The sequence below is a fragment of the Carboxydocella sp. ULO1 genome, assembly GCF_002049255.1.
In the GTDB taxonomy this organism is placed as follows: domain Bacteria; phylum Bacillota.
The window spans coordinates 7,109-25,010 of the sequence record NZ_BDLQ01000159.1 but is presented as its reverse complement, the minus strand read 5'-3'; the positions used below and the strand labels follow the sequence as shown (position 1 = coordinate 25,010).

Genomic DNA, 17,902 nt, shown 5'->3' with positions numbered 1-17,902 from the left:
AGGTCAGCATAAACCGGTGCAGTACTCCCGTCCGGGTGGAACTCCCGGGCCGAGGTCCCCTGTCGCCCTGCCCCGCGGGGGCAAATCAAGTATTCGGAAAGGAGGCGAAATCCTGGTCTGGGGGCCAACTTGGCTGAAAATAAAAACAGTCAAGTTTTTTGAACCAGGTTGGGCAAATGAAGTGGCAGGAAATTCAGGTGACTGTCCACCGGGATGGAGTGGAAGCGGTAGCCAATATTCTACATGAGACTGGAGCCAATGGAGTAATCATCGAAGACCCGCAGTTGAAATGGCAATACATTGAGGAGAAACGCTGGGATTATTATGAATTTCCCGAGGAAGAGGCGGGTGATCCCGATCTGGTGGTGGTCAAGGCTTACCTGCCCGAAGGAACAAAGCTGGCCGCCCAGGTGGAAGATGTGAAGCGGGCGGTCAATGACCTGAAACATTATCATTTGCCCGGACTCTATTGTGAACTGGCCTTTTCCCTGGTTGATGACCAGGACTGGGCGACCTCCTGGAAAAAATATTTTAAAACGGAAAAAATAGGAGAGAAGATAGTGATCAAACCCACCTGGGAGGATTATCAGGCTCAGGATGGGGAGATCGTGGTAGAACTGGATCCGGGGATGGCCTTTGGCACTGGAACCCATCCCACTACTGCCATGTGTATCCGGGCCCTGGAAAAACTTTTCCCCGGTCCCAGAGTTGTCTATGATGTGGGCACCGGTTCTGGCGTGCTGGCCATCGTGGCCGCTAAACTGGGGGCAGAAGATGTCCTGGCCATCGATCTGGATGAAACGGCGGTCAAGGTGGCCTGGGAAAATGCCGACCAGAATGATGTCACCCATATTGTCCGGGTGGAAGAAGGCAATTTGCTGGATACAGTGGCCGAGCCCGCGGATTTGATTATCGCCAACATTATCGCTGATATCATCATCATGGTTACACCGGCAGTAAAGGAACACCTGCTGCCTGGTGGCCGGTTCCTCTGTTCCGGCATTATCGAGGAAAGGGAACAGGAGGTCAGGGCTGCCCTGGAGGTCAGTGGCCTGACTATAGTGGAAACCTGGCGGGATAGCGGCTGGGTAGCTATGCTGGCCGAAAGGAGATAGGAGATGACCCGCTTTTTTGTCCAACCAGAGCAAATCGGTGAACAGTATATTACCATCACCGGGGACGATGCCTACCATTTGGCCCGGGTGCTGCGGGCCAAACCGGGAGAGCTGCTGGAGGCCGTCTGCGGTGATGGTTATGTATATTCCGGGGAAATTGTGGAAATTGCTAAAGATAGGGTGCTTGCCCGCAGGCAGGAGCGTCAGCCTGACCTATCCGAATCCCCTCTGGAAATCTGTCTGGTTCAGGGGCTACCCAAAGGGGAAAAAATGGAGCTGGTACTGCAGAAAGGTACAGAGCTGGGGGTCAAGCGCTTTATCCCCCTGGTTATGGCCAGGACGGTAGTAAGGCTGGAAGGCAATAAAGCCGCAGAACGGGTGGAACGCTGGCGCAAGATCGTACGGGAAGCGGCCAAACAATGCCGCCGTGGGCTGGTGCCGGAAGTGGACCCAGTTGCAACCTGGGAACAGCTCTGGCTGCAAATCCAGGCAGGGGACCTGCTACTTCTGCCCTGGGAAGAAGAGCAAAGCCGGGGGTTAAGGCAGCTGGCTGCTACTCTGCCGGTTCCTGGCCCCCGCCGCGTCTTTGTCATCATTGGCCCTGAAGGAGGGATAACCCCGGAGGAAGCAGCAGCGGCCCTGGAAAAGGGGGCCATCAGCATCAACCTGGGGCCTCGGATTTTGCGCACAGAAACGGCGGCTATCACTGCAATCAGTCTGATCCAGTATCTCTGGGGCGACCTGGGAGGTGAGCCTAATGGCTGAACGAACAGTAGCTTTTGCTACTCTGGGCTGCAAGACCAATCAGTATGAAAGTGAAGCCATGGCCTCCCTCTTTCGTCAGGCCGGCTACCAGGTAGTGGATTTTGAACAACCGGCAGATGTCTATATCATCAATACCTGTTCTGTTACCCATCTCAGCAACCGCAAAAGCCGCCAGTTGATCCGGCGGGCTGCCCGCCGGGGTGGGCTGGTGGTGGTGACTGGCTGTTATGCCCAAACGGCTCCGGGGGAAGTGCTGGCCATCGAGGGTGTAGACCTGGTAGTGGGCACCCGCGACCGCCAGCAGCTGGTGCAGCTGGTGGAAGAAGCCCGCGCCGGTACGGAACCTCTGGCCCGGGTGGAGAATATCATGGAAGCAGCGGCTTTTGAGGAAATCGCTCCCGTTCTAGAGGAGGGGCGGGCCCGGGCTTTTGTCAAAATCCAGGAAGGCTGCAATAATTTCTGCAGTTATTGTATTATCCCCTATGCCCGTGGACCCCAGCGCAGCCGGGAGCCAGTCCGGGTGCTGGCGGAAATCCAGGCCCTGGTGGAACGGGGTTATCAGGAAGTGGTTTTGACCGGTATCTGTATCGGGGCTTATGGCCGGGAAGGCGGCGAGGGCGACCTGGCCTGGCTGGTGGAAAAAATCTGCCGGGAAACAGGCATACGCCGTTTACGCCTGGGCTCTATTGAGCCCACTGACCTGACACCGGCCTTGTTAGAGATAATGGCAGATTATCCACAGGTTTGTCCCCATCTACATATCCCCCTGCAAAGCGGCTGTGATGTAACCTTAAGGGAAATGAACCGCCATTACAGCACCTATGAGTATGCCCGCCTGCTGGGAGTGGTGCGGGAATTTTTGCCCCAGGCGGCTATAACTACCGATGTGATTGTGGGATTTCCCGGGGAATCAGGGGAACACTTTGCCGCAACTAAAGACTTTATCAGCCAGATGGGTTTTGCCCGCTTGCATGTTTTCCCTTACTCACCACGTCAGGGAACTCCTGCTGCAGAACGGACAGACCAGGTTCCGGCAGCGGTGAAGGAAAAGCGGGTGAAAGAGTTAAACCAGCTGGGACGACAGCTGGCCCGCAATTATGGACAGCGTTTTCTTGAAACAATCCAGGCAGTGCTGGTGGAACAGGAATATAAAGATGGTTTCTGGGAAGGCCTGACCGCCAATTATTTACGGGTTTTGTTACCAGCCCGGCCAGAGGAAAGAGGACAGCTAATTTCTGTTCGCCTCATCGGATGGCGTGGAGATTATCTGGTTGGGGAAAGATTGTAAATTTTTTGCGACAATAAGCAGGATTTGTTGTAGTAAATAGCGAATTATATAGTGTTGCAACCAGTATTCGGCGGAAGGAGGTGTACTATGCAGGACTGCATTTTTTGCAAGATCGTCAACAGGGAAATCCCGGCCAAAGTAGTATATGAAGATGAAAAAGTGCTGGTTTTCCACGATATTAACCCGGTGGCACCCATTCATCTTTTGCTTATTCCCAAGCAGCACATCCCTCATTTGCTGGCTGCGGATGAAGTTGACGAAGCACTGTTGGGACACCTTCAGCTTGTCGCCGGACGGGTTGCCAAGGACCTGGGTTTGGAGGAAAAGGGTTTTCGACTCGTAACCAATAATTTGAAGGATGCGGGTCAGGTTGTTTTCCACCTCCACTACCACCTGTTAGCCGGGCGTCCCTTTGGCTGGCCGCCGGGTTAAATGGGGTTATTGACACCCCTTTGTATTGTAGGATATAATAGGCAAGGCGCTTAATTAGCGCTAGGGTGCCAGTGGAGGGGAGGGAAACAGATGTCTGAAGTTCGCGTGGGTAAAAACGAATCCCTGGACAGCGCCCTGCGGCGGTTCAAGAAATCCTGCCAGCGGGCCGGGGTTCTTTCTGAAGTGAGAAAACGGGAACACTATGAAAAACCCAGTGTTAAACGGAAGAAGAAGTCCGAAGCTGCCAGAAAGCGTAAGTTCCGCTAATTAAGGGGGTTACCTTATGTCCCTGTTAGAGCGGTTGACAGCTGATATGAAAGAGGCCATGAAAGCCAAGGAAGCCGGGAAAGTCCGCCTCTCCACCATTCGCATGGCCAAATCAGCTATCAAGAACGCAGAAATTGAAAAAAAGCGGGAATTGACGGAAGAGGAAATCATCGAAGTCATTGCCCGTGAAGTCAAACAGCGGCGGGATGCCATGGAGGAGTACCGCAAGGCTGGCCGTGAGGATATCGTCCAGCAGCTGGAAGCAGAGGTGGCAGTCCTGCTGCCTTACCTGCCAGAACAGCTGGATGAAAACCAGTTACGGCAACTGATCCAGGAAGCCATCGCAGCTACCGGGGCCCAGGGGCCTAAGGAAATGGGCAAGGTCATGGGATATCTGATGCCGAAAATTAAAGGCCGGGCCGATGGCAAACTGGTCAATCAGCTGGTTAAGGAATATCTGGGATAAAAACAGGCCCGGGATCGAAGATCCCGGGCTTTTGATGTGCGCCCGGCATGGGCGTTGTCTATAGGGTGGAAGTCCCGAACGGCGAAGGTAGCAGTAGCCGTAGCTTTTCTGCCTGGACAAGAACCTTAATCAATTTAATTAGTCCTGCAAAAAGCCAGGAGTCTCCTGGCTTTTAACTTTGTAACAGAAAAGGGGGCTAGAAGCCCCCTCCAGTAAGACTAAGCCACATGTTTTTCTTCCTGGCCTAACAGGGCGACAGAGCGGGGAGCCCGCGTCACCAGAGACAGGCCGGCGGCCAGGACGCAGAGCAGGGCAGCGATATAATAGGCATAAGTATAAGTGCCGGTGGTATCGGCTACCCAGCCTGCCAGTAACGGTCCCACCATACCGCCTACTCCCCAGGCGGTGAAAACAATCCCGTAGTTCAGCCCCAGGTTTCTGGTGCCGAAATAGTCAGCGGTAGCAGAGGGGAAGAGGGAGAGACAGGCCCCGTAATTGAAGCCAACCAGGGCAGCGCCGGCGGCCAGCAGGGACAGAGTGTTCAGTTTGGCGAACAGGCTCATGACAATTGCCTGCAGCACGAAGACCAGCAGCATGGTGCGGGTACGGCCGATAACATCAGAGAGGATCCCGGCAATTATTCGCCCTCCGGCATTGAAAATGGCCAGCAGAGCCACCAGGGCAAAACCCCACTGGATATTGAGCTGAACCTTGGCGATTTTGGAAAGATGGCCGATAATCATTAACCCGGCAAGGGAGCCGCAGGCAAACATGAGCCAGAGCAAATAGAACTGCCGGGTTTTCAGCATTTCCTGCCAGCTGTAGTCATTAACAGCAGGAGCAGTATTCTGGGGTTTGCCCGCAGGGCTGGCCACGGGAGCTTTGTAATCAGCGGGCGGGTTAGTCAACAGCTGGGCCAGCAGGGTGGCGACCAGCAGAAAGGCGATGCCCAGGATCCGGAAAGAATCATTGATTCCATATACTTTTAACAGGTAGTTGGTCAATGGGGCGATATAGACGGAAGCAAGGCCAAAACCGCTGACCACAATCCCGGTGATCAAGCCTTTCTTTTCCGGGGGAAACCATTTGACGGCAGCGGGGGTGGCGGCGGCATAACCTAGGCCTATGCCGGCCCCGGCTAACAGGCCGAAAGAAATGGTGATCCCCATTACTGAATCGAAAAAGCTGGCCAGAATCAGGCCGCTACCAGTCAAGATGCCACCGACCGTAGCTACAATTCGGGGGCCGGCTTTATCCTGCCAGCGCCCGGCGGGAATCATCATCAGGGCAAAAACCAGAATGGCCAGGGTATAAGGTAAAGAGGATTGGGTTTTGCTCCAGTTCCACTGTTCAGTTAAAGCTTTGGCAAAGACGCTCCAGGCATATAGCACGCCCAGGGCCAGATTGATACCCGTCCCGGCCAGGGTCACAACCCAGCCGCGGGATGAATTAGCCATTTCACACACCTCCTGTTTTGAGGAAGGCGGGCCCCTGCCTTCCGGAGAGCTCTCCTGAATTTGTTATTTCCTGTTATCAATTGTAAGCCATAAAGAGAAAAAAAGCGGTACTATTTCCGGTAATAATAAAAAATAAATCCTGAATGGAAGTTATGAGCATATAAATGGTATATAGTAGAATTGACAAACAATTTGAAAATTTGGGTGAACGGGCTTGAATGATTATTCAATGGAAAGTTTGAAAAAATGGCATTTTTCCCCTGTTTCAGGTATAATGGTAGCAAAGGCGGTGAGAAGGATGGAAGAACTGGCTTTATTACATCCATTGTGGAAAAAAAATAAAGTAGTGGCGGTCTGGCTGTTTGGGTCACGGGCGCGCGGTGAGGCCAGAGAGGATAGCGACTGGGACCTGGCTCTTTTATTTAAGCAACCATATCCAGGGTTGCAGGAAAAAATGAGCTTAATTGCTGATGTTACGGGTATCCTGAAAACTGATAAAGTTGACATTGTTTTTTTACATGATGCCCCTCTGGTTTTGCAGAAGGAAATAGTATATGATGGTAAAGTCATTTTTGAAACTGACTGGGACTTCCGGACTGATTTCGAGGAAATGGTGGTTCGTCGCTGGCTGGATTTTGAACCAGTCTGGCAACAAATGACCAGGGATTTACTGGAAAACCTGAAGGAAGAGTTCGGAGGTGGTGAAAGTGGTCTATAATTCAACGCGCCTGTTTGCCTATTTAGAAAATTTAAAGGAAAGATATTTTAATCTTGCTGAAATGGCAAAGCTGAGTAAAGAGGAATTTTTAGCAGACAAACGCAATAGCGATATCGTGTTTGCCAATCTATATATTGCTTTAAATATAATTCTGGATGCTGGCTCACATATTATTGTCAAAAATGGACAGAAAAGGCCGGGTACCTATCGGGAAATTATTGATGAACTGGGTAAGCTGGGGGTAATTCCGGCGGATTTTGCAGAAAGAGTTAAAGGGCTGGCCGGATATCGCAATCGTATGGCTCATGGTTACATTGATATAACACCGGAAGAGCTATATCAGATAATTACTGAAAATCTTGATGATATTAAAAAATTCATTGGCTATTTCAGTCGATTGCTCACCTAGAGGGAGGGAGAGGGAATTGCCTTATCCTGCGTTTTATCTTAACGGCTGGGAAGCGCTATTGATCTTCATGATCGGGTTCCTGGCCTTACTGGTGGAAATCCTGGTTATCCCTGGTTTTGGGCTGGTGGGACTGGCGGGTATCCTGTTCATGCTCTTTGCCCTTTATCTGGCCCTGCATGCCCCGGGAGCGGTGCTGGCTGCTCTGGCTCTGGCCATTCTGGTTGCTGCCGTTGTTCTCTACTGGGCCTGGCGGCGGATGGAAGAAAAAAGATTGCTGAATCAGCTCATTCTCACCGATAACCAGGAAAGCAAAGCCGGTTATCTGGCCCCTGATCCTTCCTGGCAGAAACTAGTGGGAAAAAGCGGGCTGACGCTGACGCCTTTGCGTCCGGCGGGCAAGGTGGAAATAGCTGGCCAGGTGGTGGATGTAGTCTCAGAAGGGGAGTACCTCCCCGGAGGTGTAAAGGTGACAGTAATCAAGGTCGAGGGACAAAGGATTGTAGTGAGAAAAGAAAAACCCGGGCCATAAAGGCTCGGGTTTTCTCATAGCCTTTTTTATTTATGGTATTTCTGTTTCAGCATTATGCAGGCTGGGGTTAACAGTTTGATGGCGGCTTCCATATAGCTTGCAATCGCAGCTGTTGGGTCATAGATTTCTTCAATTCCCATGGCTTCAGCTACCAAATCGGTGATATCTTTTTGCTTGACGTTGGCGTTGAGCATATTGGAAGTAAAGTTCATTTGTGAGCCACAACCGGCACAGTTGGTTACAATGTACTCGGCTCCGGTGGCTGTGGCCTCATTAATCCGTTTTTGTCCGGAATAGCCCACAGTGGGAATGGATTGGAAGGAAGCGACCAGACCGCAACAAAGGCCTTTTTCGCGGTTATGCTCCATTTCAATCAGTTCAATCCCGGGAATGGCTTTCAAGATTGCCCGTGGTTCTTCATAAATATTAAACCAGCGCCCGCAGTGGCAGGAATCATGGTAAGTAACTTTAGCGTTGATGGGTTTGGTGAAGCGCAATTTTCCTTCCTGCAACAAGCGGTTAAGGAAAACCGTCACGTGTTCTGTTTCAATATCCCAGTCAATTCCCAGATGGTGAGCCATCTCCGGATAATTTTCCGTAAAGGTGGCAAAACAGCCGGGACAGGACAGGAGTAATTTTTTAACCCCTCGTTTTTTCAGATTTTCATAGTTGGCCTTAACTTTGGCCCCGAACTCTTCCATATACCCACCTAAAGCATGATAAAGTCCGCAACATCCTTCATCAGCACCAAGATAGACGAAAGGCACTCCTGCTTTGTTCATAATGCGCGCAATATTCTGCGGCATGTTTTTCATGATGATGGAAGCCCAGCAGCCTGGCCAGTAGGCTATTTCCCCTTCTTCCTCGTACTTGATTTCAGGGGTAATCCAGCTTTTGGTTTCTGCCGGTACGCCCCAGAAGTTACCGCTGTTAACTACATTATCTTTTACTAACTCAAGCCCGGTGTTGATAAAACCGGCCTGATTGACGGCAGGTCGCATTTCCAGCCACCGGTGGGCATTGGGTAACAGGGTCTGACAGACCAGATCGCATTTTTTACAGGTAGTACAGTTAAACAGGGCGGTCACTGCTGTCTCATCCAGATCGATATTGCCTTTGGCATATTCGTTCAGGATATACCACTTTCCTCTAGGTGAATTGGATTCCCAGGGGTCGGGCATAAATACGGTGCAGTTAGTACGGCAGAAACCGCATTGGGCGCAAATGTAACTTTCGGCCAGCACAGCACCGGAAAAGGGACCTTTGGCTTTTTCCTCGATATGATCTTTAGCCGAATTTCCGCCGAGCAGGCTGGTTAACCCGCCTAATAGGGATTTACCCATGGTAGCACCTTTCATGGCGGTATTTAACACCTTAAGGGGTGAATTTTTATCCAGACCGGGGGGAAGAATTTTTCCGGGGTTAAGGATGCCCTGGGGATCGGTTTCTTGCTTGAACTTCACTAGCTGTTTTAACAGGTTACTTCCCAGTAACTGTTCGGCGTAATCGGTAAAGTACATGCCCAGGGCGAAAATTTTACCCCCCAGTTTGGTGGCAATGTCATTGATGATCAGGGAATTGGCATAGAGCAGAGGGAAATTGAGTTTGCGTTCATCAGCCGGCATCAGACCTAAAAAGGTAATGGCATCTTGCCCGACGAAAGTACCCTCGAAAGCAAATTCTCCTTTGAATTTGTGTTCCACTTCACCAATAAATTCAGCGGCTTTTGCCAGGGGTACTATTACTTCTGACGCAATTAGGGAAGGCCCCAGTCTTTTCAGGCGCATGGTATAGAAACGGTTATTCCATTCATGGTGAGCAGCTTCGGAAGAAAGCAACTGACCACCGGCCCGGGCAATCAGTGTTTGCGCTATATCGACCTGTTTTTCATCAGGAGAGGATAAAACAATATTGACCAGGTATTTATCCTCTGGTAACACCTTTTCCCGGGTAGCGCTTTGATGTAAGGCGATAAATTCTGGTGTCAGCACCGTTATGTTCCAGACAGGAAGATTATGGTTTTCCAGTTCTTTGACAAGCTCGGGTAAGGGCAAAAGATTGCTAAATACTGCGGCAAGGGGAAAATCATTTTTTTGCTTCATTACTTTCAAAGTAATTTCGTAAATAATTCCGGTGATACCTTCCAGGCCGTAAATCAAATCCAGGTCTTGCAGAGAGAATGTTCTTTCTGTGCCATCGCCAAGGATAGCTTTTACCTCCACCAGATTATCTTTAAAACTGCCGTAGCGATAGCTGCCCAGTCCTGTTCCTCCTTGAGCTGTCCAACCGCCAACAGTGGAACCGGGATAACTGGAGGGATATAGCCTGAGGGTATATCCGCGGGAGGCAAGAAAACTATCCAGCTCTTCCCAGACAATACCTGGCTCGACAGTAACAGTTTGTTGCTCCGGATCAAAAGCGATGATATTTTTCATGCGGATCAGGTCCACTACTACGCCGCCTTTGGTGGGAATGGCTCCGCCGAAGCCTGATGTAGCGGCACCGCGGGGGATTAACGGAGTTCTGGTTTCATTGGCCCACTTCATTAAATCGATTAATTCCTGTTTGTTTTCCGGCTGCACTACTGCAGAAGGCATGGAATTGAAGGTTTTTTTCACTGCTGCTGGCAGCACTCCGACGTCATGGCTGTACAAAAGCCGTTCCAGTTGATTGTCCCGAAAACGGTTACCAAAAAGGTCTTTTAGGGTTTGCATAATTCTACCTCCTCCGCTTGTATTGATTGTGTATTTAATCACATATACAGAAAGAATAATCTTTCTGTATATGTGAAAAATATTTTAAGCTCTAAGGGCAGAGAAAATAAGTTCCGCTGTCTCATCTATCAGGTTGCTCAACGGTTCGGTAATGACACCGTCAGTTTTCAGTTCGATCATTCTCATAATGGGGCCGGAAACCATGGCGGCCAGCAATATGGGATTAACAGGTTTGAACTCACCGCAAGCCTGACCACAGCTGATAATTTCTTTGACCGCTTCCAAACCTTCAGCGGTACAGATAGTAAAATTACAGTTAAGCACTTCCGGGGGACGGGCGTGTAATAGATAATTTACGGTGATCAAATCCGTGTCCGCCCATTCAAACATCATTTTGACAAAATATCTCACCTTTTCGCGCCCTGATTGCCGGGGGCGAACATAGCAGTCATATTTGTTCAGAAACAGGTTTACCGCATCTTCATGGATGGTTCGGGCCAGTTCTTCCTTGGAGGGAAAGTGGTGGTAGATAGCTCCGATGCTGACGCCGCTCGCCCTGACCAGATCGGGAATACTGGTACGATGATAGCCTTTTTCCACAAACAGTTTTCGCGCTACATTGTAAATTTTGTTTTTGATCTCCGTATCGGGCGTCGTTTTCTTCAAACTCGTAACCTCCACCGAATGATCTTTCTGTTTGATTTTATTATATACCAGTGCTGTTCTCTGCGCAAGACAAAAAATGGTTGTTATATGCATAACAAATCGGATATAATTGTAAAAGAACAGGGAAAGGAGAGGATGGAAGTATGTATTTACCCCAAATAGCAGGTCTTGGGCTGGGATTGAGTTTTGTTTTGCTCTTTTTTATCATCATCGTTGTTTTTAGTTTTATTCCCCTGGGTTTGTGGATTAGTGCCCTGGCTTCTGGAGTGCCGGTGGGAATTATTACCCTGATCGGGATGCGGCTGCGCCGGGTACCGCCGGCCCAGATTGTCAACCCTCTGATCAAGGCTCGTAAAGCCGGGTTGGACCTCAGTGTCAACCAGCTGGAGGCCCATTTTCTGGCCGGAGGCAATGTGGACCGGGTTGTGGATGCCCTGATTGCGGCGGAACGGGCCAATATTCCTCTGGCTTTTGAGCGAGCTGCGGCCATTGATCTGGCCGGTCGCAATGTTCTGCAGGCTGTACAGATGAGCGTGAACCCTAAAGTAATTGAAACCCCCCTGATTTCAGCGGTGGCCAAGGACGGCATCGAGGTAAAAGCCATCGCCCGGGTGACAGTAAGGGCCAATATCGACCGCCTGGTGGGCGGTGCCGGGGAAGAGACCATCATCGCCCGGGTGGGTGAAGGGGTAGTAACCACGGTGGGCAGCAGTGAATCCCACAAGGCGGTGCTGGAAAACCCTGATCTGATTTCCCGTACGGTACTGGCCAAAGGTTTGGATGCCGGGACAGCTTTTGAGATATTGTCCATCGACATTGCTGATGTGGATGTGGGGCGCAACGTAGGGGCACAGTTGCAGACAGACCAGGCTGAGGCGGATAAACGGATTGCCCAGGCCAAGGCGGAAGAGAGACGGGCGATGGCGGTGGCCCGGGAACAGGAAATGAAGGCGATGGTGCAGGAGATGCGGGCCAAAGTGGTAGAAGCGGAAGCTGAGGTACCACGGGCCCTGGCCCAGGCTTTAAGGGAAGGAAAGCTGGGGGCTATGGACTATTATGCCCTGCAGAACCTGCTGGCTGATACCCGCATGCGGGATAGCATCGCTGGACCCCGCCAGCCGGAAGCGGGAAAGGAGTAGGTCTGGATGGAGAAAAGGAAAAAAGAAAAGCAAAGCCAGCGGGAAACCAGGCGGGAGCAAGAGCTTGAGCCCCGGGAATGGCAACGGGAGGACTGGCGCCAGGCGATTCTGGCCCGGGAGATTCTGGGACCCTGTAAAGGCAGGAAATGGTTTTTTGGCAGGTAACAGGCAGGCATATAACCCCTCCTGTCCTCATAAATATGGATGAGGACAAAGGAGGGGATTTTTATGTCCTGGAAGAACTGGCGGCAGAATTTGAACCAGATTCTGGATTTACCCCGGGATGTGACTTTGAATTTGCCCAAAATCATTGTCTCTGGCCAGGTACAGGCCATTCTGGAAAACCATCGGGGGGTAGTGGAATACAGTCCGGAAAGAGTTCGCTTTCAGCTGGAGAAGGGACAATTGCTGCTGAAAGGCAAGGATCTGGTATTAAGGGGAATATTGCCGGAAGAAGCGGTAGTGGAAGGCTGGATTACCGGTATCGAGTTTCTGGAGTAGGGGGGAAAAGAGATGCTGGTACAGAGAATACTGGCCTGGTTAAGGGGATATGTGATTATTCGCATTCGCGGGCCTCGGCTGGAACGGCTGCTGAATATGGCTGTGAGCCGGGGTATTTATTTATGGGATATTGTCCGCTTAAAGGATGGGTCTGCCCTGGCCAAGGTCTCTCTCCCCGGGTTTTTGGCGCTGCGCCATTTGCGCCGAAGACTTAATCTGCAACTGGGCATAGCAGCTCGCCGGGGCCTGCCCTTCTGGTGGAGTGCCTTGAAAAAAAGACAAATGCTGCTCTATGGGGCGTTATTATTTGTTTTTGTCCTCTATCTGGGGGCGAGTTTTGTCTGGCAGGTTGATGTGGTGGGTAACAAAAACCTGAGTCGGGAACAATTATTGCGCGCGGCAGAGGCCCAGGGCTTAAAGCCCGGGGTGTGGAAGAAACAGCTGCCTTTGGAACGGCTGGAAAAACAGCTGTTACTGCAGTTTCCCCAGCTGGCCTGGCTGGAAATCGATTTTGAAGGAACCCGGGCCCTGATTCGGGTGGCCGAAAAAAAACTGCCACCGGAAAAGGAGGTAGCTATCGAAGGACCGGCTTCACTGGTGGCTAATAAAGAAGGGGTTATCTGTGAAATCCTGGTCTTCAGCGGGGAAGGCAGGGTGAAGGAAGGGGATACTGTCAAACCAGGAGATATCCTGATTGATGGGGTATTAACTCCCCCGGTGCCCACTACTCCCGAAAGTCCCCCGCCGGAACCGAAAAAGGTACAGGCTCAGGGGATTGTGCGGGCCCGGGTCTGGTATGAGGCTATTGTGGAAACAGAACGGGAGCTGAGCTGGCAGGAACCGGGGGAAGTAATCGGACGGAAAGTGATTGTAAATCTGCGCGGGCACAGCTATACTTTATGGCAGTGGGAAAATAATCGCAGTTCTGTCCCCAGGGTTACCGCGGAAAAGAGAAGGAATCCGCTGCCCGGTGTCGAATTAATTACTGTTGAACAAAAACAGCTGCTGACCAGGCGCAAACAGCTGACAGCAGCAGAGGCAGAAACTCTAGTGCGGGAAAAAGCCTGGCAGCAAATTGCCAGCCAGCTGCCGGCCGGAGCCGAGGTATTGCAGAAATCGTTTACCTTGCTGGATTCCGGTAATAATAGTACCGTAAAAGGCAGAATGATTGTGGAGACCAGAGAACCCATAGGAGAGTTGAGGAGGATTGAATAATTGGTCAGGACAGTAGAAGAAAAAGTGATATTCGGCGATAACGGTGAGGCAGCCCGGATTTTTGGCCAGCTGGATGGTCATCTGACCCTGATGGAGCGCGAATTTCCAGTCCAGCTGGCAGCCCGGGGCAATACTGTCACCATCCGCGGGGAAGAGGAGACAGTCAGCCAGGTACGGCAGGTTTTTGGCCAGTTAACCCAGCTGGCGCGACAACAGGAGGTTTTAACCAGCCAGGATGTGTTGCAGGTTATCGGCATGGTGAAAAAGGGCAGGGCGGAAGAGAGTGCCCTCTTGAGTCAAGAAGTAATCTTGCACAATGCCAGGGGCAAGGCGGTGCGGCCCAGAACCAATGGCCAGAAGGCCTATTTACAGGCGATCCAGCAGCATGATGTGGTTTTCGGTATCGGGCCTGCCGGCACGGGCAAGACTTACCTGGCGGTGGTGATGGCAGTCCTGGCTTTACGGCGGCGGGAGGTCAGCCGGCTTATCCTCACTCGCCCGGCGGTGGAAGCGGGGGAAAAACTGGGCTTTTTGCCCGGGGATTTACAGGAAAAAGTGGACCCGTATCTGCGGCCTCTCTATGATGCCCTTTATGATCTACTGGGGCAAGAAATTACCCAGCGTTATCTGGAGAAGGGCATTATTGAAGTGGCACCTCTGGCTTATATGCGGGGAAGAACCCTGGAAGACAGTTTTATCATACTCGATGAGGCGCAAAATACTACACCGGAACAGATGAAAATGTTTCTGACCCGATTGGGCTTAGGCTCCCGGGCAGTGATCACCGGGGATATCACCCAGATCGATTTGCCCCGGGGCCAGTTTTCCGGCCTGGTGGAGGTTCAGCAGATTTTGCGCGGAATCGAAGGGATAAGTTTTTGTTATCTCTCAGAAGCAGATGTAGTACGGCATCCGCTGGTGCAGCGAATTGTGGAGGCATATCGGCGGCGTAACGAACGGAGTGAATAGCAATGAACTGGCAAGAACAGTTACGCAACCTCTTGTTACGGGGATATGTCAGGAAGCTGTGGGAACAAAAAGAAGTGCGCCGGGCACTGCTGGCCGGATTTTTTTTCCTGGCCTATTTTGTCGTCCTCAGTGTTAATTTTCTGCCTGATAACATTAATTTGAAAGTAGGGCAGGTAGCACCAAAAAACATTTTTTCACCAAGCAGTGTGGTTTATGTGGATGAGAAAGCCACCGAAGCCAGGCGGCAGGCAGCGGCTGCCACTATCGTGCCGGTTTATGACCAGAATGTAACGGTAGCCAGTAAACTGGAGGAAGAAGTAACCGGGTTCTTTGACCAGATTCGCCAGGCCCGGCAACAGACCCAGCTGAATTTGACGGACAAGCGTCTGCTGGTGGAAAAAACCCTGACCATCCAGGTTCAGGACCAGGAAATCGAAATGCTGTTAACGGCCGATGACCGGACTATTGACAGTCTGGAGCAACAGGCTCTGCAGCTATTGCGCCAGGCCATGACCCAGGGCGTGCCAGAAGACAAGCTGGAAACGGAAAAAGAGCGGCTTCGCCGCCAAATAGGCGACCTGGGACTGAAAAAACCATACCGGGACTTACTGGTGCGGCTGACGGCCAATATCCTGCGGCCCAATCTGATTATCAACCAGGAGGAAACCAAACGGCGCATCAATGAGGCCCGACAGGCTGTGCCGCCGGTAACCAAGTCGGTATTGCAAAATGAGCTGATCATTTCCAAGGGGGAAAGAGTAACCCAGGAAACCCTGGAGAAACTACAGGCAGTGGGATTGATGCGGCCTAAGTCCACCTGGCCGGTTTTGCTGGGCATTGCCTTGATGCTGGCTCTCAATTTTGCCCTGACTCTGGCCTATTTGATTTATTTTCGCCCTGATCTGTATCACAATGAGAAACAGCTTTCCCTGCTGGCACTGATAGGGTTGATCAGCCTCCTGATTATTCGGGGCTTTTTGGCCCTCAATTTCAGTGACCGACCTGAAATCAATGTCCTGAGTGCCTATATGGTTCCAGTAGCTGCGGCTTCCATGCTGATAACAGTCCTTTTGGACAGCCAGCTGGCCCTGTTAATTACCCTTTTGCTGAACTGGTGGCTGGGAGTGCTGTCAGGATTTCAGCTGCGCTTTGCCCTGGTGGGATTGGTCAGTGGCATTTTTGCCATCTATGGCCTGCGGCGGGTGACCCAGCGTTCCGATCTGGTGAAAACAGGACTGATGCATGTGGCTCTATCAGCGGTGGCGATGATTATCTCCGTCTGCCTGGTGACTGATGTCAGCCCTTCCCTGACCGGGGTGGCAATAGCCTACGGGGTGGTGAATGGGGTCCTCAGTGCGGTATTGGCCGGAGGGTTTTTACCTCTACTGGAATCGGCTTTTGACCTGACTTCACCCATGCGCCTGCTGGAAATTACCAATCCCAATGCTCCCTTGTTGAAGGAATTGCTGATGGAAGCACCTGGTACCTATCATCATGCCATTATCGTCGGTAATCTGGCTGAAGCAGCGGCCGATGCTATTGGGGCTGATTCTCTGGTCTGCCGGGCCGGTGCCTATTATCACGATGTGGGGAAAATTCAGCGACCGGGCTTTTTTATCGAAAACCAGATGAGTGGAACTAACCCCCATGAACGGATTGCACCGTCTCTATCCACCCTGATCATTACTTCCCACGTTAAGGATGGGGTGGAACTAGGCCGGAAATATCGCCTGCCCCAGGCAGTACTGGATATAATCGCCCAGCACCACGGCACCTGTTTGGTCAGCTATTTCTACCACCGGGCCAAGGAGGCTGACCGCCTGGAAACGGTACAGGAAGAAGACTACCGCTATCCAGGGCCCAAACCCCAGACACGGGAGGCTGCCATAGTCATGCTGGCGGATTCCGTTGAAGCAGCGGTCAGAGCCAAAATGCAGGCTGGCCAGCTGGCAGGCCTGGGCCCTCTGGAAGGGTTTGTGCGCAAGATTATCAAGGAAAAACTGACTGATGGCCAGCTGGACGAGAGTGATTTAACCCTGCGGGATCTGGAAAAAATCGCTCAGGCCTTTATGAAGGTATTAAAAGGGATAGTCCATGCCCGCATTGAATATCCTGAAGAATTGAAAGGATTGGAAAGGGGCAGTGCCAATGCCGATTCAGATCGAGAATCTCCAGAGCCAGCGGGAAATAACAGCGGAAATGCTTGATACAATCCGCCAGGTGGCGGAATACACCTTGCAAATCCATGAAGGTACAGAAGGAGCAGAGGTCAGCCTGGTGCTGGTGGACGATGAGGAAATCCGCCGCCTCAACCGGGACTACCGCGGCAAGGATATGCCTACGGATGTGCTGTCTTTTGCCCAGCGCGAACGGCTGGAAGAAGAGCCGGAGTTTACCTCCCCTCTGGAAACAGAAGTGCTGGGCGATGTGATTATCTCGGTGGAAAGGGCCGAAGAACAGGCCCGGGATTATGGTCACAGCCTGAAGCGGGAACTGGCTTTTTTGACTGTGCATGGAGTCTTGCATCTCCTGGGCTATGACCACCAGACTGAAGCCGAGGAAGCGGAGATGCTGGAAACACAGAGGGAAGTACTGAATGCCCTGGGTATCCACCGTTAGGAGCATTGGGTATGAGAAACCGCAATCTTTTGCAGAGTTTTGCCTGTGCCTGGCAGGGGCTGTTATATGCCCTTAAAACCCAGCGCAATATGCGCATTCATCTGCTGGCTTTTATTCTGGTGATTGCCTTTAGCTTTATCCTGCACCTGAGCCGGGGAGAATTTTTATGGATCTGGCTGGCAGCTACCATGGTAATTTGCCTGGAACTGGTCAATACCGCTTTAGAAGCGGTGGTAGACCTGGCAGCCGGGCAGGAATGGCACCGTCTGGCAGCTATTGCCAAAGACGTGGCCGCCGGGGCGGTGTTGCTGGCAGCTATTCACGCTATGTTTGTCGGCTTACTGGTATTTGGCCCCCGCCTACTGGCTTTATTCAGCAGATAGAGGAGGTAAGCAGCAGCTTCAGAAAACTAGACTATAATTGATTGTATTTAACTGTTTTGCTACAATAAAAAAATGGAACTATTATCCATTGGTGAAGCAGCAAAGTCTGGCAGGGTTTCGGGGAGTTGATCAGGAATGCCAGAGAAACACGAGAAGAACAAATTTAGCATAACTGTGTGCGGGGAGTTTTTTCCGGAGATTTACCCGGCTCACCGGTCTTCGAAGTGGAGCCGGGGCGAAGAAGACCCGT

General features: G+C 51.5%; 20 protein-coding genes. 17 read left to right on the top strand and 3 right to left on the bottom strand.

Features of this window, described 5'->3' with window-relative positions:
• Nucleotides 1-176: 176 nt before the first annotated feature.
• The 6 genes from prmA (at nucleotide 177) to ULO1_RS14285 (ending at nucleotide 4,333) form a co-directional block, all read left to right on the top strand.
• Nucleotides 177-1,115 carry a 50S ribosomal protein L11 methyltransferase gene (gene prmA, locus ULO1_RS14310; protein ID WP_078665068.1) on the top strand — a complete coding sequence of 313 codons (939 nt, stop codon included), beginning with the start codon at nucleotides 177-179 and terminating at the stop codon, nucleotides 1,113-1,115.
• 3 nt (nucleotides 1,116-1,118) lie between these two features.
• Nucleotides 1,119-1,880 (top strand): 16S rRNA (uracil(1498)-N(3))-methyltransferase, encoded by a 762-nt coding sequence (locus ULO1_RS14305; RefSeq protein ID WP_079907629.1) that lies wholly within the window; start codon nucleotides 1,119-1,121, stop codon nucleotides 1,878-1,880.
• Nucleotides 1,873-3,168, top strand: coding sequence for a tRNA (N(6)-L-threonylcarbamoyladenosine(37)-C(2))-methylthiotransferase MtaB (gene mtaB, locus ULO1_RS14300; RefSeq protein WP_079907628.1), 1,296 nt, complete (start codon nucleotides 1,873-1,875; stop codon nucleotides 3,166-3,168). The genes ULO1_RS14305 and mtaB overlap by 8 nt, the downstream gene beginning before the upstream one ends.
• An 87-nt stretch (nucleotides 3,169-3,255) precedes the next feature.
• Nucleotides 3,256-3,600, top strand: a complete 345-nt coding sequence (locus ULO1_RS14295) for a histidine triad nucleotide-binding protein (protein ID WP_078664974.1) — start codon at nucleotides 3,256-3,258, stop codon at nucleotides 3,598-3,600.
• A gap of 90 nt (nucleotides 3,601-3,690) precedes the next feature.
• Nucleotides 3,691-3,867 (top strand): 30S ribosomal protein S21, encoded by a 177-nt coding sequence (gene rpsU / locus ULO1_RS14290; protein ID WP_078664975.1) that lies wholly within the window; start codon nucleotides 3,691-3,693, stop codon nucleotides 3,865-3,867.
• Between the two features lie 16 nt (nucleotides 3,868-3,883).
• Nucleotides 3,884-4,333, top strand: coding sequence for a GatB/YqeY domain-containing protein (locus ULO1_RS14285; protein ID WP_079907626.1), 450 nt, complete (start codon nucleotides 3,884-3,886; stop codon nucleotides 4,331-4,333).
• Nucleotides 4,334-4,551: 218 nt separating this feature from the next.
• Here the strand turns inward: ULO1_RS14285 and ULO1_RS14280 are convergent, their stop codons facing one another.
• Nucleotides 4,552-5,790 (bottom strand): OFA family MFS transporter, encoded by a 1,239-nt coding sequence (locus ULO1_RS14280; RefSeq protein ID WP_079933793.1) that lies wholly within the window; start codon nucleotides 5,788-5,790, stop codon nucleotides 4,552-4,554.
• Between the two features lie 298 nt (nucleotides 5,791-6,088).
• On the opposite strand from ULO1_RS14280, the gene ULO1_RS14275 reads away from it, so the two are divergent.
• The 3 genes from ULO1_RS14275 to ULO1_RS14265 are packed head-to-tail and all read left to right on the top strand — an operon-like array spanning nucleotide 6,089 to nucleotide 7,446.
• On the top strand, nucleotides 6,089-6,508 hold the full coding sequence (locus ULO1_RS14275) for a nucleotidyltransferase domain-containing protein (protein WP_159071821.1): 420 nt from the start codon (nucleotides 6,089-6,091) through the stop codon (nucleotides 6,506-6,508).
• Nucleotides 6,498-6,917 (top strand): DUF86 domain-containing protein, encoded by a 420-nt coding sequence (locus ULO1_RS14270; protein WP_079907622.1) that lies wholly within the window; start codon nucleotides 6,498-6,500, stop codon nucleotides 6,915-6,917. The genes ULO1_RS14275 and ULO1_RS14270 overlap by 11 nt, the downstream gene beginning before the upstream one ends.
• A 16-nt stretch (nucleotides 6,918-6,933) precedes the next feature.
• The gene (locus ULO1_RS14265; protein ID WP_078664981.1) at nucleotides 6,934-7,446 is read left to right on the top strand and encodes an NfeD family protein; all 513 of its coding nucleotides are present in this window, start codon (nucleotides 6,934-6,936) and stop codon (nucleotides 7,444-7,446) included.
• A 26-nt stretch (nucleotides 7,447-7,472) separates the two neighbouring features.
• On the opposite strand, the gene ULO1_RS14260 is transcribed toward ULO1_RS14265, so the two are convergent.
• Complete coding sequence (locus ULO1_RS14260; protein WP_079933792.1) at nucleotides 7,473-10,160, bottom strand: FAD-binding and (Fe-S)-binding domain-containing protein; 2,688 nt, start codon at nucleotides 10,158-10,160, stop codon at nucleotides 7,473-7,475.
• 84 nt (nucleotides 10,161-10,244) lie between these two features.
• Nucleotides 10,245-10,826 carry a TetR/AcrR family transcriptional regulator gene (locus ULO1_RS14255; RefSeq protein WP_079907617.1) on the bottom strand — a complete coding sequence of 194 codons (582 nt, stop codon included), beginning with the start codon at nucleotides 10,824-10,826 and terminating at the stop codon, nucleotides 10,245-10,247.
• Between the two features lie 143 nt (nucleotides 10,827-10,969).
• Here ULO1_RS14255 and floA point away from each other — a divergent pair, with 143 nt between their 5' ends.
• The 8 genes from floA (at nucleotide 10,970) to ULO1_RS14220 (ending at nucleotide 17,652) form a co-directional block, all read left to right on the top strand.
• Entirely contained in the window at nucleotides 10,970-11,965 is a 996-nt protein-coding gene (floA, locus tag ULO1_RS14250) for a flotillin-like protein FloA (protein WP_079907616.1), read from the top strand.
• Between the two features lie 6 nt (nucleotides 11,966-11,971).
• Nucleotides 11,972-12,130, top strand: a complete 159-nt coding sequence (locus tag ULO1_RS14875) for a hypothetical protein (RefSeq protein ID WP_159071822.1) — start codon at nucleotides 11,972-11,974, stop codon at nucleotides 12,128-12,130.
• Nucleotides 12,131-12,193: 63 nt separating this feature from the next.
• The gene (gene yqfC, locus ULO1_RS14245; protein WP_078664985.1) at nucleotides 12,194-12,466 is read left to right on the top strand and encodes a sporulation protein YqfC; all 273 of its coding nucleotides are present in this window, start codon (nucleotides 12,194-12,196) and stop codon (nucleotides 12,464-12,466) included.
• A gap of 12 nt (nucleotides 12,467-12,478) precedes the next feature.
• Nucleotides 12,479-13,681: a sporulation protein YqfD gene (gene yqfD / locus ULO1_RS14240; RefSeq protein ID WP_079933791.1), complete on the top strand. Its 1,203-nt coding sequence runs from the start codon at nucleotides 12,479-12,481 to the stop codon at nucleotides 13,679-13,681.
• Entirely contained in the window at nucleotides 13,682-14,650 is a 969-nt protein-coding gene (locus ULO1_RS14235) for a PhoH family protein (protein WP_242946657.1), read from the top strand. It begins immediately after the preceding gene.
• 2 nt (nucleotides 14,651-14,652) lie between these two features.
• The gene (locus tag ULO1_RS14230; protein ID WP_079933790.1) at nucleotides 14,653-16,857 is read left to right on the top strand and encodes an HD family phosphohydrolase; all 2,205 of its coding nucleotides are present in this window, start codon (nucleotides 14,653-14,655) and stop codon (nucleotides 16,855-16,857) included.
• The gene (ybeY, locus tag ULO1_RS14225) at nucleotides 16,799-17,269 is read left to right on the top strand and encodes an rRNA maturation RNase YbeY (protein ID WP_078664988.1); all 471 of its coding nucleotides are present in this window, start codon (nucleotides 16,799-16,801) and stop codon (nucleotides 17,267-17,269) included. Before ULO1_RS14230 ends, ybeY begins: the two co-directional genes overlap by 59 nt.
• A gap of 11 nt (nucleotides 17,270-17,280) precedes the next feature.
• The gene (locus ULO1_RS14220; protein ID WP_078664989.1) at nucleotides 17,281-17,652 is read left to right on the top strand and encodes a diacylglycerol kinase family protein; all 372 of its coding nucleotides are present in this window, start codon (nucleotides 17,281-17,283) and stop codon (nucleotides 17,650-17,652) included.
• Nucleotides 17,653-17,902 lie beyond the last annotated feature (250 nt).